The 14,954-nt window shown below is 71.3% G+C and carries 8 protein-coding genes; 2 read left to right on the forward strand and 6 right to left on the reverse strand.

What is annotated here, in order from left to right:
* Nucleotides 1-7 precede the first annotated feature (7 nt).
* The 4 genes from ACWAT2_RS07125 to ACWAT2_RS07140 form a co-directional block, all read right to left on the reverse strand.
* Nucleotides 8-2,398 (reverse strand): transglutaminase-like domain-containing protein, encoded by a 2,391-nt coding sequence (locus tag ACWAT2_RS07125; protein ID WP_402372608.1) that lies wholly within the window; start codon nt 2,396-2,398, stop codon nt 8-10.
* Nucleotides 2,395-3,606 (reverse strand): DUF58 domain-containing protein, encoded by a 1,212-nt coding sequence (locus ACWAT2_RS07130; RefSeq protein WP_402372610.1) that lies wholly within the window; start codon nt 3,604-3,606, stop codon nt 2,395-2,397. Before ACWAT2_RS07130 ends, ACWAT2_RS07125 begins: the two co-directional genes overlap by 4 nt.
* Nucleotides 3,607-3,677: 71 nt before the next feature.
* Entirely contained in the window at nt 3,678-4,649 is a 972-nt protein-coding gene (locus tag ACWAT2_RS07135; protein WP_402372612.1) for an AAA family ATPase, read from the reverse strand.
* A gap of 45 nt (nt 4,650-4,694) precedes the next feature.
* Nucleotides 4,695-10,790 carry an Ig-like domain-containing protein gene (locus ACWAT2_RS07140; RefSeq protein WP_402372614.1) on the reverse strand — a complete coding sequence of 2,032 codons (6,096 nt, stop codon included), beginning with the start codon at nt 10,788-10,790 and terminating at the stop codon, nt 4,695-4,697.
* A gap of 313 nt (nt 10,791-11,103) precedes the next feature.
* Here ACWAT2_RS07140 and ACWAT2_RS07145 point away from each other — a divergent pair, with 313 nt between their 5' ends.
* Together ACWAT2_RS07145 and ACWAT2_RS07150 are read left to right on the forward strand one after the other, a co-directional pair.
* Nucleotides 11,104-11,598, forward strand: a complete 495-nt coding sequence (locus ACWAT2_RS07145; protein WP_171782394.1) for a YajQ family cyclic di-GMP-binding protein — start codon at nt 11,104-11,106, stop codon at nt 11,596-11,598.
* A complete protein-coding gene (locus ACWAT2_RS07150) occupies nt 11,595-12,494 on the forward strand; it encodes an HAD family hydrolase (RefSeq protein ID WP_402372617.1) in 900 nt (299 codons plus the stop codon). Before ACWAT2_RS07145 ends, ACWAT2_RS07150 begins: the two co-directional genes overlap by 4 nt.
* Before the next feature lie 19 nt (nt 12,495-12,513).
* Here the strand turns inward: ACWAT2_RS07150 and htpX are convergent, their stop codons facing one another.
* Both htpX and ACWAT2_RS07160 read right to left on the reverse strand, forming a co-directional pair.
* A complete protein-coding gene (htpX, locus tag ACWAT2_RS07155) occupies nt 12,514-13,407 on the reverse strand; it encodes a zinc metalloprotease HtpX (RefSeq protein WP_402372619.1) in 894 nt (297 codons plus the stop codon).
* A gap of 87 nt (nt 13,408-13,494) precedes the next feature.
* Nucleotides 13,495-14,862 carry an FAD-dependent oxidoreductase gene (locus tag ACWAT2_RS07160; protein WP_402372621.1) on the reverse strand — a complete coding sequence of 456 codons (1,368 nt, stop codon included), beginning with the start codon at nt 14,860-14,862 and terminating at the stop codon, nt 13,495-13,497.
* Nucleotides 14,863-14,954 lie beyond the last annotated feature (92 nt).

Here is a 14,954-nt window from a genome sequence, read left to right on the forward strand (position 1 = left end):
ATTCTCCTTAGCTCCTACGCCAGCGCCTGCGCGCACGGACCGAGCGCAGGGACAACGCTGCCCGGAGCCGCTGGCCGCGCGGTACGCCCGCCCGCATGCCGCCCACGAGCTCGTCGATCTCCTGCCAGTAGCCCTCGGCCTCCTCGGCGCTGGACCGTCCCGCCCCGAAGACGCTCGCGTCCGCGCGGTGTGCGACAGCGAGCGTACCGGGTGCCTGGCGTTCGCCGGCGATGAGGTGGGCGCTCTCCCGCCGCGTGGCCGAGGCCGGCACGGTGCTGCCCAGGTCGGTGGCGACGTCGACGACCTCGTGCCAGCCACCGCTGAACCGCTCGACCGGCTCCTCGGCGAGGCGCCGGCGGTTCCGCCGTCGAGCCTTGTAGGCCAGGATCGCCACGACGGGTCCTGCCACGAGCAGCAGCGGGATGCCGATGGCGGCGACGATGAGCGCGAAGCGGCCCCAGTCGAAGGTCTCGTTCTCCGCCTCCTCCTCCTCGTCGTCCTCGACGTTGCCCGCCTTGGCCTGGTCCGGCTCCTCCGGAGGCTCCGGCTCCTGCAGCACAGGCGGCTTGGGCACCTCCTCCGACTGCGGCTCGGGCTGGATCTGCGGCTTCTGCTCGGGGACCGCCTCGACCGGCACCCAGCCGTGCTCCTCGAACGGCACCTCGATCCACGCGCGCACGTCGCTGCCGACCACCGTCCAGGGCTCACCGGGGGTGTAGGCGCTGTCCTCCTCCGGTGCGAAGCCCATGACGACGCGCGCCGGGATGCCGGACTGGCGGGCCATGAGTGCCAGTGCCACGGCGAACTGCTCGTCGTCGCCGACCATCTTCTCCTGCTGGACGAGGGTGTCGATCCGCTCGGCCGAGTGCCCGGGGCGCGACGGCGGCTCGCCCTCGAGCCCGCTGGACAGGACTCCCGATGCGGCGAGCGCGTCGCGCAGGAGGAACAGCTTGGTGGCCGGGTCGATCTCCTCGCCGGTGAACTGCGCCGACTTGGCGGGCAGGCCGGGCGGCACGGCGGTGTCCGGGACGTCGGGCAGGTCGACGTCCATCACGGTGCTCTGCTGGAGCTCTTCCTCGCTCGGCAGGTCGCTCACGAGGGTGCTCAGCGTGTAGGTGTCCCCGGGCCGCACGCCGTGCGTCGTGATCGCCGTGCGGGTCGCCGAGTTGTAGTAGGTGCTGCCGTCCTGCGCCGCGGCGTCCGGGCCGGTCCACCGCACGCCCGTCAACGCGCCGACCTCCGGCACCCAGACGCCCGAGTAGCCGGTGACCTCGACCTCCACCTCGACGGCCTCGCCGGTGGCAGCGGTCGCGATGCTCTGCCCCACTCGACTGTAGACGCCGGTGTCGCCACCCTCGCCGGAGGCGTCGTAGACGACACCGTCGTACCGGTCGAGCGTCGCCAGGCGGACCCGCCCGCCCTCCGGCAGGTCGCTGATGGTGAAGAGCTCGTCCGTGCGCTGCTCCTTGGCGTAGTTGCGGAACGCGACGAGCGGACTCGCGTACTGGTGCAGGTCCAGCGGCGGCACGATGGTCTCGCGCAGCACGGTGCGCGGCGAGTCCGGCATGATCGCCGGCGCGACGAAGGCCGCGGTGACGGCGGCGACGCCCAGGATCGCGGCGCCCGTGCGGACGCGGTACCAGCGCAGGCGACGGATCGCCGCGCTGCTCGACTCGGTGGCGATCGAGTGCGTCCCGACGCGTGCCTCCATGGCCCGCACCCCGCCCCAGAGCAGTCCCACCAGGGCGATCACCGCCCCCTGGACCACGGGCAGCGCCTCGTCGAGGGTCCCGAGCAGGATCACGCCGACGAAGCCGACGGTGACCGGGGCGAGCGCCCACACCGCGTGCCGGGCCCGCCAGGCGATCGTGCCCGCGACCAGCGAGACGATCAGCATCAGCAGATACGGGACAACCGCCAGGTCCGGGAAGGAGCTGAGCGGCGGTGCCGTCGTGACGAACCGCTTCCAGCCCTCCACCGCGCCGAGCAGCAGGTCGCGCAGCGTCGTCAGACCCGGCACCACACCACCGATCGCGGTGTGCGGGAGGGCGAAGACACCGCCGAGCAGCAGGTAGCCCAGCATCGCCAGCGCCGTCACCGTCACCGCGGAGAATCGGCGCCACGCACCGATCCAGGCCACGGCCAGACCGACGACGACACCGCCCGCCGCGGGCAGCACGTATCCGGCCGAGCCCCAGACGGGGCCGAAGCCGACGACGACCGCACCGAGCATCACCAGCAGCGCCGACAGGTCGACCAGGCCGGGCACCGTGGTCGCCCGCGGGACCGCGTCCCGGTGCCGCCGGGTCGTGCCGCGCCCGGTCCCGGTGCGGAACTCCTCCCGCGCGCTCGTGTCCTGGGGGGCGAACTCGCCACCCCGCGTGGTCTCGTGGGTCATGCCTCGCTCATCTTCTTCAGGGCGAGCGGCAGGTCGCCGAGCCGACCGAGGGCCAGCACGCCGACCTCGCCGATCGAGTGGCGGGACAGGCTGACGCCCGGCACGCACTGGATCGCCATCACCGTCACACCGACGGGCAGCCGCGCGGACGCGACCCGCAGCTCGGTCGGCGTGACCTTGCTGCCGACGACGAACGCGATCACCGACGCGCTCGCGGAGCTCGACCCGACACCCCGGGCGAGGTCCACCAGCTTGCTGTGGGAGTGGACGGGTTCGACCCGGGACAGGTCGTCGAGGAGCCGCGTGTGGTGGTCGCCGCGGAGGCTGCCCGTGTGCACGAGCACCGTCACCCCCCGGTCCTCCTTGATGGCCTGCAGACCGAGCGACCCGCACACGGAGACCGCGAGCTCGAACTCCTCGTCGTCGGCGTAGTCCTGCGCGCGCGTGGAGAGCAGCACGGCCAGGTGGGAACGCCGCGTCTCCTCGAACTGGCGGACCATGAGCGTGCCCGTGCGTGCCGTCGTCTTCCAGTGGATGTGGCGCAGGTCGTCGCCCGGCGCGTACTCGCGCAGCGCGTGGAACGAGATGTCCGAGTCGGTGAGGTCGGTGGTCGCACGCCCCTCGAGGTCGCGGAGCAGACCGGTCGAGGAGCTCGCGAGGTTCTTCACCGCCGGGTGCACGTACAGCTCCTGGGAGTCCGTCCAGGTGACCTCACGGCGCAGGAGCCCGAGCGGGTCGGCGCGCACGGACTTCACGGGACCGACCGTGATGACGCTGCGGCGCCGGGTCGGGACGCGGAAGATCTCCTCGTGGGTGCCGCCGCCACGCATGCGGGGCACGGGGAAGGCTGCGGTGCCGCGGCCGACCGGCAGCTCCATCACCGACGGCAGCAGGGGCCGGGACGCGGCGTTGCGGACGTCGAGGCGGCCGACGGCAGGGTCTCCGACGGTCACCCGCGACTGCGTCAGGGTCAGGGTGACGTCGTACCGCAGCCGGCCCAGCACGAACACGATCGCCGCCACGAGGGCGACCGTGAGCACGATCGCCACCACCAGCACCTCGAGCCAGCCGAGCACGAGGCCGGTGACCCAGGCCCCCGCCGCGACGACCAGCGCCGCGATCCCGAAGCTGCTGAACGCGCCCGTCACGGGGGCGCACACCGTGACCAGCGTGGACCACGCGCCGCGCAGCGACGCGACGGCCGTCACCCACCAGGCTCCGGTGCGCAGTCTCGACGCCGCGATTCGTGAGGGTCGCGCTCGCCCTGTGCTCGGGGCCGTCATACGCCGGCGCGCTCCTGCGGTGCCGCCACGTCCGCCATGATGCGGGCCAGGACGATGTCTGCGCGGGCACCCGTGAACTCCGCCTCGGCGTCGAGCACGAACCGGTGCGCCCACACGGGCTGCGCGAGCTGCTTGACGTCGTCGGGCAGCACGTAGTTGCGGCCGTGCGCCGCAGCCCAGACCTTGCAGCAGCGCACCAGGGCCAGGGCTCCACGGACCGAGACACCGATCCGCGCCTCGGGGGCGTTGCGGGTCTCCTCCGCCAGGCGGCTGATGTACTCCAGGACCGCCTGGTCGGTGTGGACCGTGGCGGCGAGGTCGGCCATGTCAGCGACCGCCTTGGTCGTGATGATCGGCTGCAGGGCCGCGCTGCGGTCACGCGTCGCCGCTCCGGACAGGATCTCCACCGTGGAGGCGTGGTCCGGGTAGCCGACCGACGTCTTCATGAGGAACCGGTCGAGCTGCGCCTCGGGCAGCCGGTACGTACCGGCCTGCTCGATCGGGTTCTGCGTGGCGATCACCATGAACGGGCGGCCGACGTCGTGGGCGGCGCCGTCGACCGTGACGCGACCCTCCTCCATGACCTCGAGAAGCGCCGACTGCGTCTTCGGCGAGGCACGGTTGATCTCGTCCGCGAGGACGATGGACGCGAAGATCGGGCCGGGCCGGAAGTCGAACGTGCCCGTCTTCTGGTCGTAGATCATCACGCCGGTCACGTCGGAGGGCAGCAGGTCCGGGGTGAACTGGATGCGGTTCTGCGTGCCCTGGACCGAGGCGGCGATGGCACGGGCCATCGCCGTCTTGCCCGTCCCCGGCGCGTCCTCGAGGAGCAGGTGGCCCTCGGCCAGCATGCAGGTGAGGGCCAGGCGCACCACGGGCGCCTTGCCCAGCACGGCCAGGCCGACGTTGCCGCTGAGGCGGTCGAACGTCTGGGCGAACCAGGCCGCCTGCTCGGGAGTCATCGTCATCTCAGGTTTCCTTCGTGATCGTGGGTCGCTGGTGCGGCGTCATGGCTACCAGTTCCGGGCGGCGTACCGCTTGCCGTCGATGACGACGGCGACCTGCGTCCCGGGGTGGCCGTAGAAGCAGCCGAGCTGGACCGTCCCGTTGGCCGGGAGCCTCTTGGTGTAACCGGGCCCGCCGGGGCTCTTCCACACCTTGCCGTCGCCGTAGGTACGGATGTTGTGCCACCCGCCCGAGTACTGTGGGTTGCTGCCCGACCAGCACTCGATGGTGTGCGAGGCGTTGTCGGGGTAGAAGTCCTTCAGCGTGACCTTGTAGTAGTTGCAGGCGCCGGACTCGCAGCCCTTCACGTAGCCGGTCCCCGATCCATGGGACACGGTCGCACTGGGGTTCGGCGTGTACGTCGAGTAGCTCGCGGACGCCCAGGCCCCACAACCCGCCTGGTTGCACGCCCGCGCACTAAGGGTGTAGGTGGAGTCGAACTTCTTCGGCGTGTTCTGCGTGAACGGCCAGGAGGTAGCGGTCCCGTTCGAGCCCCACGACCGCTGGTACTCGATCTTCTGCACGGCCCGGCCACCGTTGTTGCTCGGCTCCGTCACCCGGAACTCGCCCTGCTCCTTGCTGACCGTCGACGTCCGGATCCCCGGCCGGCCCGGTGTCGTGAACGGCGTCACCGAGTTCGACGCCGTCGACCACGCCGAGCAGTCGTACTCGTTGCAGGCCCGCACCTGGAACGTGTACGCGGTGCCGTTGCTCAGACCGGTGTACTGGTAGCTGGTCTTGTTGTCGGCGCCCTTCGCACCGGAACCGTTCGCACGCACCTGGTAGTAGGGGCCGGGACCGCGGAAGTCCGACGACGCGCCCCAGCTCACGGTCGCGCGGCCGCTGGTGTTGCTGCCCAGGCTGGCGGACACGCCCGTCGGGGTCACCGGCGTGCCGTACGGCACGACCGCGTTCGACGCCGCACTCTTCTCCGAGGTGCCGGCCTTGTTCTCGGCCGACACGACGAACGTGTAGCTCGACGTGGTGGTCAGGTCCTGGATGGTCTGCGAGGTCGTGGTGCCCGCCACCTCGATCGTCCGCACCTTCGACCCGTTCTCGAGCACGTCGAGGTAGTACATCTTGATGGCGTCACCGTTGGTGTCCGGCTGGTTCCAGGCCACCGTCGTCTGACCGCCCACAGCGGTGTCGATGCGGGTCGCCGTGGGCGCGCCCGGCTTGAAAGGCGGGCCCGCCGGGGTCTCCGGCGCCGACGCCTCGGACCAGTCGGAGGGGTCCGGTGCCGCGTTGATCGCCTGTACCCGCACCGTGTAGGCCGTGCCGTTGGTCAGACCGTCCCACTCGAGCGTGGTGGTCGTGAGGCACGTCTTCTGGATCCGTCCGTCGGCGGGCGCCGGGCTGATCTCCAGGTTGACGCACTCGATCGGCGACCGGTCGGTGTACGTGCGGTTCTTCCAGGTGACGGTCAGGGACTCGTCGCCGAACTCCAGGCTCGGCGGCTCCGGCGGGTCCGGCTTCTCGTCCGGACGTGCCTCCGCCGAGGCCGGCGACTCGTCGGACTCTCCCACCTCGTTGAGGGCGGCCACGGTGAACGTGTACGTCACGTTGTTCGTCAGGCCGTCGAACGTGCAGGTCGTCGTCGTGCACTCGGTCGACTGGCCGCCGTCGGTGCGCAGGACGTAGCCGGTGATCTCCGCACCGTTGTTGTTCGGCTGCTCCCAGCTCAGCACCACCGTCTCGGAGCGGACCTCCTCGACCACCGGGGCGCGGGGCGCCTCGGGCCGGCCGAGCACGGTCACCGTCAGCGACCCGTCGACCTGCCGGTCCGGGTCCTCGGTGACGTCCTGCACCGTGTAGCGCACGGTGAGCACGCCGTGGAAGTTCTCGCCCGGGGTCACGATGACCTCGGAGTCGTCGAACGACACCTGGCCGTCCCCCGTCTCGCCGTAGGCGCCGACGATGGTCAGCGCGTCCTCGGGGAACGGGTTCGTGTCGTTCTCGAGCACCGGCACGCGGATCTCGACACCCTGGTGGGCGTCCGGCACCTCGTCCGGCGACGTCTGGACGAGCGGCCGCGTGGAGCCCACGACGGTCAGCGTGAGGTCGCCGCTCACGGGCGGGTTCTCGCCGTCGGAGACGGTGAACGCGATGTTGGTCGCCGTACCCCGGGGGACGTTCGGCTCGACCTGTGCCGTGACCGTGCCGCCGGTGACCGACGTCGAGATCCCGTCGGCACCGTCGACCTCGAACGTCAGGTCGTCGCCGTCCGGGTCCTCGACGTACCGGGCCAGGTCGACGGCGCCCTCCTCGCCGGCCGCGACCTCGAACGCGGGCGAACCGACGATCTCCGGTGCCATGTTCTCCGTCGGGACGACCTCGATGGGCAGTGTCAGCACGGCGGTCAGGCCGTCGGCGTCGTCCGGTCCGTCGCCGTCCGTCACCTCGAAGCTGACCGACGCCGCCCCGGCGTAGTCCTCGGCCGAGGTGTAGACGAACGTGTCGGCGTCCTCGACCGAGACGGTCCCCTGAGCCGTCTGGACCGACTTCTCCTCCGTGATGCGGGGCTCACGGCCGTCACGCACCACCACGTACTCCGCGAGATCGATCGTCAGCGGCTCACCGCTGGTCGTCTGCACCGGGTCCATGCCCGGCTGGAGGTACGGCCGCGCCTGGTCGCCGGGCACCCGCACGAAGGCCTTGGCCTGCAGCCCGTCGATGTCGGTGACCGTGTAGGTGATGACGCGAGCGTCTGCGGCGAGCGCCACGGAGATCTGTCCGTCCTCCGTGACCTCGACCCCCTCGAGTCCTTCGTCCACCGTCACGGTGAGGTCGGCACCGACGCCGTCCGGGTCGACGTCGTTGGCCAGCACGTCGACGGTGACCGACGCGGAGCCCTGCACCTGGTCCGCGGTCACGACGTCGTCGACCGCCACCGGGCGCAGAAGGGGCGCCTCCGCGTCGACGGTCAGGCTGATCGCCCCCGTCGTGCGCGCCTTGAACGCATCCTGGACGGTGTAGTAGAAGGCATACGTCCCCTCGACGTCGGGCGCCGCCAGGACCACGTCGTCGTCCACGGCCTCCGGCTCGAGCCCTTCGGGCATCCCCTCGAAGCCGTCCGAGACCAGGCCGATCTCGTCGCCGTCCGGGTCGGAGTCGTTCTCGAGGGCGCGCACCGCGACGGTCCGTCCGGGCCGCACGGTGGTCTCGTCGTCCACCACCTGCGGCGACTGGTTCGTCCCCGGCGGTGCGGCGATCCCGACGCGGACGGAACCCTCGCCGACGGCGCCGCGCGTGTCGGTGACCTCGTACGTCAGGGTGTCGAACCCGGCGGAGCCCTTGCCCGCGGTGTAGTCGATGTACCCGTCGACGATCTTCGCTGTCCCCTTGCCGGGCGCCTTCGAGATCGAGCTCAGGGTGACGTGGTCCCCGTCGGGATCGACCCCGTCCAGCGGGAGCGCGATGCGTACCGTCCGACCACTGAGCACCCGGGCCTCGGTGTCCGGGACCTGCGGCGCCGTGTTCTCATCGTCGCCCTGGATCGTGATGGTCACCTGGGCGGAGTCCTTCTGGTCGTTGCTGTCGATCACCTCGTACACCAGGTGCGCCGTGCCCGGCTCGGAGCCGGCGCGGAAGCGCACCGCGTCCTCCGAGACAAACGCCTCGCCGAGGGCGGCGTCCGGCTCCTCCTGGAGCTCGTCGTTGAGCGCGAGCTCGAGCCCGTCGGGATGGCTGTCGTTGTCCAGGACGGCGATCGTCACCACGTCGCCGGTGTGGACGAGGGCCTCGTCCGGCGCCGCCTCCGGGGGCCGGAGCACGTCGGAGGCCGGGATCGGGACCACGCGCACCTCCCCCGTCGTGGAGCCCGAGGCGTTCGCCACCGTGTACTCGAACGTGACCGGCTCGTCGAGCCGCTTGGTCTCCGTCACCTTGAGCACGTGGTGGTTGAGCACGCTGACGTCGATCGGGGCGTCGGACGGCACGTCCACGGACGGGACGACGAGCACGCCACCGGCCGGGTCCGTGTCGTTCGCCAGGACGTCCAGCAGCGCGGTCCCGTTCGTGGGCAGCAGGACCTGGTCGGACACCGCGACCGGTGCCGAGTCCGAGTCGGGCGGGGCGATGACGTCGACCCGCACCAGACCGATGGTCGAGTTCGGGCCGTCGCTGATCTGGTAGGTGACGTCGTAGGAGCCCGGCTCGTCACCCTGCGCGGTGAAGGTCCCGGCCGCGAGGTTCTGCGTGATCGCAACGCCGTCCTTCTCGGCGACGTGGACCAGACGCAGCGAGTCACCGTTCGGGTCGTGATCGTTCGTCAAGGGCGAGACCGTGACCGGCTGTCCGGACAGCACCGTGACGTGGTCCTGCACAGCGACCGGCGGGACGTTGGCGGCGACGACGTCGACCAGGAGCCGCCCCTCGAACGGCGACCCGGCAGAGTCGGACACGGTGACGTCGACGATCTTGCGGCCGGTGGCGCCACCGCCGTCGCGGAACTCGACGGTGCCGTCCGGGCGGAACCGGATCTCGTCGTTCGGGTCGCCGGTGCTGGCGTGGGACAGGAAGAGGTCGTCACCGTCCGGGTCCTCGAAGTAGGGCAGCACCTTGATGGATCCGGTGCCGTCCTGCCCCACCTTGAGCACCGGTTCGCCCGTCTGCTCCGGCGGATCGTTCTCGGACAGCGGGACCACGCGGACCTCCACCGACGCGGTGTCCGTGCCCTTCGGGCGGCCGTCGTCGACCTGGTAGGTGAAGGTGGTCTTCCCGGTCGCGTCCGCGGGCACGTCGACCTGCAGCGCCGCCCCGTCCAGGACGCGGTCGACGGTGAGGTCCCCCTCCGGGGCCGACTCGACCGACGCCGTCATCACGTCGCCGTCCGGGTCCACGTCGTTGCCCAGCACGTCGAGCACGGTGGTGCGCCCCGGTCGGACGCCGAACGAGTCGTCGGCCGCGATGGGCGGCTTGTTCTTCGCCTCGCGGTCCGCGACGAACTGGTCCACCTGCTCGGGGATCGTCTCCTCGGACTCGGCCTCCTCGCCCTCGGCGTCCTCCGGGATGGTGAGCTCCCAGTCGTCGACCTTCTGGAAGTCCTCGGCCGCCATCCACACCGTGCCGTTGACCATGTCGTTCAGCACGATGACGTCCCGGTTCACCCGATAGGCGAGGGCGGTGGTGTCACTGATGCCCTCGAGCACCATGTCCTCGTCGTGGTCGACTCCCGGGCAGTCACGGATCACCTGGCCCGAGATCGACCACGCGCCATAGGTGCAGCCACCGAGCTGGACCGGGCGGGCCGGCGTGCCGTTGGCCGACCGGGTGGTGGCGTCACCGCCGTCGAGCGGCTGGTAGACGAGGCCCCGCGAGGTGGCCAGCACCACGACGTCGGCGTCGGCCGATCCCTGCTGGAGCTGCGCCTCGGCGCCCCCGTCGACCTCGACCGTGTCCCCGCCGGGCAGCACGAGGTTGCCGGTGGACCGGTCGAGCACCACGACGTCGTCGCCGACCGTGGTGAGCTGGACCTCTGCCTCGCCGTGGACCGGCAGCCGATCCTCGCTGTGACCGGCCGCGGTGCCCTGGGCGGCGGTCTCGATCGTGTACAGGGCGCTGTCGGAGGGGACGGCGACGAACACCGTGCCGTCCTCGGCCACGGTCGCTGCGCCGCCCGTGCCGACCTCGAGGTCCGGGTCGAGCTCGTTCTCGTCGAACCCGACGCTGCCGTCGAACGGGAGCACCCAGACCCGTCCGTGCTCGGCGTCGTGGACCACCGTCGTCGAGCCGCCGGTGACGACCTCGGCACCGGCAGGGAACTTCATCGTCCCGCGCAGCGCGAGCTGTGCCGGGTCCACCGGGCTCGCGGACGAGTCCCCGTCGCTCTCCAGGAGCACCCGCTGCGCGTTCTGCTGCACGTCGAAGCTGACGGAGTTCGCGAGCAGTGTGCCGTCGAGCGCCTGCGCCTCGTGGTTGAAGCGGCCGAGCGTCCCCGTGGAGGTCTGCGTGACCCAGACGCCGGAGTCGTTCAGGTCGATGTCCGCCGTCGCCTCACCCTCGTACCAGAGCGCGAACCCGGCGAGACCGGCGCCGAAGAGTGCGACGACGCCCGCGGACGCGACGGACCGGCGGTTCTCGAGGACGCGTGAGACGAGGCTCATGCGAGGACCCTTCAGTAGTTTCTTCAGCGCTGCTGCGGCTCGTCGCCGGGGGCACGGGGGCGCGCGGACCGGTCCGCGCTGCGCGGAGAAGATCCGGAAGCCCCTGCGGACGTCGGCGGCGACGGGCCGACGACTCCGCGACGAACCTTACCGTTGACCGGGCCCGCGGGGACAGAGCGTCCGGTGGATAGAACTACCCATCCGGTTCGTCCGGAAGGTCCCGCTCGAGGGCTCCGCCGCCGGGCGGCCGTACCGACCACGCGGCGCGCCGACTACGGTGGTCACACGTCCCGACACAGCAAGGAGCACCGCCATGGCCGACTCGTCGTTCGACATCGTCTCCAAGGTCGACCGCCAGGAGGTCGACAACGCCCTCAACCAGGCCGCCAAGGAGATCAACCAGCGTTACGACTTCCGCGGCGTCGGCGCCTCGATCTCCTGGAGCGGCGACGCGATCGTGCTGGTCGCCAACTCCGCGGAGCGGGTGAACGCCGTCCTGGACGTCTTCCAGACCAAGCTGATCCGACGCGGCGTCTCGCTCAAGGCCATCGACACGGGCGAGGGCGAGCCGCAGGCCTCCGGCAAGGAGTACCGCCTGCCCGCCACGCTCAAGGAGGGTCTGAGCAGCGAGGACGCCAAGAAGATCACCAAGCTGATCCGCGACGAGGGCCCCAAGGGCGTCAAGACCCAGATCACCGGTGACGAGGTGCGCGTCAGCTCCAAGAAGCGCGACGACCTGCAGGCCGTCATCGCCCTGCTCAAGGGCGCGGACCTCGACGTGGCGCTGCAGTTCGTCAACTACCGGTGAGCACCCCCGGCCGCCTCCCCCGTCTGGTGGCGACCGACCTGGACGGCACGCTCCTGAGCCCGGACGGGACCGTCTCCGACCGCACCCGGTCCGCCCTGCGAGCCGTCGAGGCGCAGGACATCGAGATCGTGTTCGTCACGGCCCGCCCGCCGCGCTGGCTGCCCGGCCTGGCCCACTGCGTGGGTGGTCACGGTCGCGTCGTCTGCCTCGGGGGTGCTGCCGTCTGGGACCTCGCGACCGGCACCGCGCTCGAGGTCCGCGGCTTCGCCGACGACGCCCTGCGCGGGCTCGTCACGGACCTCCGTGCCGCCGTCCCCGAGATCGCGCTCGGGTTCGAGCGGCCCGACGGCCCCGCCTTCGACCCCTGGTTCCCCCGGGATGAGACCGACCTGCCCGCGACGGCGCGGTCCGTGCCGGTCGAGGAGACGCTGCCCGACGGCGGCACCCCGGCAGCGGCCGACGGGCCTGTCGGCAAGCTGCTCGCCGTCCGGCCGGGGGCGGCGCTGTCCACCCGGCCCGGCGACGTCGGCCACGAGGCGGGCGACCGCGAGCAGGAGGAGTTCTTCGCCGCCGTCCGCTCCGCCGTCGGGCCACGGGCGCACCTCGCGTTCTCGGGGGCCGCGGGCCTCGCCGAGCTGCTCGCCCCGGAGGTGACCAAGGACGCCGCGCTCGCCCGCTGGTGCGCTCGGCTGGGCATCGAGCCCGCCCACGTGTGGGCCTTCGGGGACATGCCCAACGACCTGCCCATGCTGCGCTGGGCCGGGCGCGGCATCGCCGTCGCCAACGCCCACCCGGACGTGCTCGCCGAGGCCGACGTCGTCGTCGGCCACCATGCCGAGGACGGCGTCGCCGTGGCGCTCGAGGCCATGCTGGCCGGGCACCACCCCGCCCGCTGACCCCGGCAGGGGGCGTCGCTCAGTAGCGGGAGATGCCGCCAGGACCGAATCCGGTCCCGCCGGCCATCTTCTCCAGGCGGGAGACCCGCTCGCCCATCGGCGGGTGGGTCGAGAAGAGCTTCGCCATGCCGCCGCCGCGGAACGGGTTGGCCAGCATGAGGTGGGAGACGTTCTCCAGGTCCCGCGTCTGGGGCAGCGGCGCCGCGGCGGTCCCCTGCTCGAGCTTGCGCAGCGCGGAGGCCAGCGCCAGCGGGTCACCGGTCAGCTTGGCGCCGTCCTCGTCCGCGTCGTACTCGCGGGTGCGCGAGATCGCCATCTGGATGAGCATCGCCGCGAACGGCGCGAGGATGGCGAGCGCCAGGCCGGCCAGCATGTTGCCGCCGTCGCGCCGGTCACCCCCGCCGAAGAACATCAGGAACGACGCGAGGGAGGTGATGACACCGGCCAGCGCCGAGGCCACCGACGAGGTGAGGATGTCCCGGTTGTAGACGTGCATGAGCTCGTGACCGAGCACGCCCCGCAACTCGCGCTCGTCGAGGATGCGCAGGATCCCCTCCGTGCAGCACACGGCGGCGTTCTTCGGGTTGCGGCCGGTGGCGAAGGCGTTGGGCGCCTGCGTCGGCGAGATGTACAGGCGCGGCATCGGCTGCCGGGCGACCGTGGACAGCTCGCGCACGATCCGGTACATCTCCGGCGCCTCGAGCTCGGTGACGGGGTATGCGTGCATCGCCTTGATGGCGATCTTGTCGGAGTTCCAGTACCCGACGGCGGTGCTGATCAGGCCGAGCGCGGCGAAGACGAACAGCATGCTCTGGCTGCCGCGGAAGAACACGGCCCAGATGCCGAGCAGCACCGCCCACAGCACCCCGAAGAGCAGCACGGTCTTGAGACCGTTGAAGTGCCGATGACCCACGTGTGTTCTCCTTCCAGGCGACACCCGTGCAACGCACGAGGCCCGACGGCGGTTCCCACCGCCGTCGGGCCTCGTCGTTCGTCAGGGTCAGGCGCGACCCTTCGCGATGTCGATCATCTCCTCGCGGGGGACGACCTTGATGCGCTCGCGCCCGTGGGGCTCGCCCAGCGCGATCTCGTGCGCGTCCAGGAGGGAGAACTCGTCCCAGGTGACGACGTCGACGCCGCGCTCGGCGAGGAAGTCGACGACCTGCTGCGGGTCGCCGTGCGGAGCCGTGCGGCCGTCGTCGGCGACGTCCTCGACGAGGTGCCGCACCGTCTCCGAGGCGTCGGACTTCGTGTGCCCGATGAGGCCGACCGGACCACGCTTGATCCAGCCGGTGGCGTACACGCCGGGCAGGTGCTCGCCCTCGAGGTCGACGACCCGACCCTCCCGGTTGGAGATGACGCCCTTGAGGTGGTCGAAGGGGATCTCCGGCAGCGGCGAGCCGAAGTAGCCGACCGCACGGTAGACCGCCTGGACGGGCCAGTCGTGGAGCTCGCCCGTGCCCTTCACCGTGCCGTCGCCCTGCAGTGCCGTGCGCTCGGTGCGCAGGCCGACGACCTTCCCGTCCTCGCCGAGGACCTCGGCCGGCGCGTGCAGGAAGTGCAGGTGGATGCGGCGCGACGCGGTCTGCTGCGACGGCTCGACGAGGGTCCAGTCGGTGAGGGTCTTCACGACCTGCTTGGTCTGGTTGGTCGCCTCGATCGCGGCCATCGAGCCCTCGTCGAAGTCGTAGTCCTCCGGGTAGACGACGATGTCGACGTCGGGCACGTGCCCGAGCTCGCGCAGCTCCAGCGGGGAGAACTTCACCTGGGCGGGTCCGCGGCGGGCGAAGACGTGCACGTCGGTCACCGGGGACGCCTCGAGACCGTCGAGGACGTTGGCCGGGATCTCCGTCGGCAGCAGGTCCTTCGGGTGCTTCGCCAGGATCCGCGCGACGTCGAGCGCGACGTTGCCGGCGCCCAGCACCGCGACCTCCTTGGCCTCCAGGGGCCAGGTGCGCGGCACGTCGGGATGGCCGTCGAACCAGGAGACGAAGTCGGCGGCGCCGTAGGATCCGTCCAGGTCGATGCCGGGGATCGTGAGGTCCGCGTCGCGGATGGCACCGGTCGAGAAGATGACCGCGTCGTAGAACTCGCGCAGGTCCTCGAGCTTGAGGTCGACGCCGTAGTTGACGTTGGCGAGCAGCCGCACGTCACCCTTGCTCAGCACCTTGTGCAGGGCTCCGATGATGCCCTTGATGCGCGGGTGGTCGGGCGCGACGCCGTAGCGCACGAGGCCGAACGGGGCGGGCAGACGCTCGAAGAGGTCGATGCTGACGTCGAGGTCGGTCTTGGACAGGATGTCCGCGGCGTAGATGCCCGCGGGGCCTGCGCCGACGATCGCGACGCGCAGAGGTCGGGAGCTGCTCACTGCGAGGTACGCCTTCCGGTTCGATGCTTGCGTGGCGTTCAAGTCTACGAGCACTGGTGAGGCTCGCCTCACCTGCCGCCACTCCAGCATGC

Source organism: Isoptericola sp. GX10416, assembly GCF_056590155.1.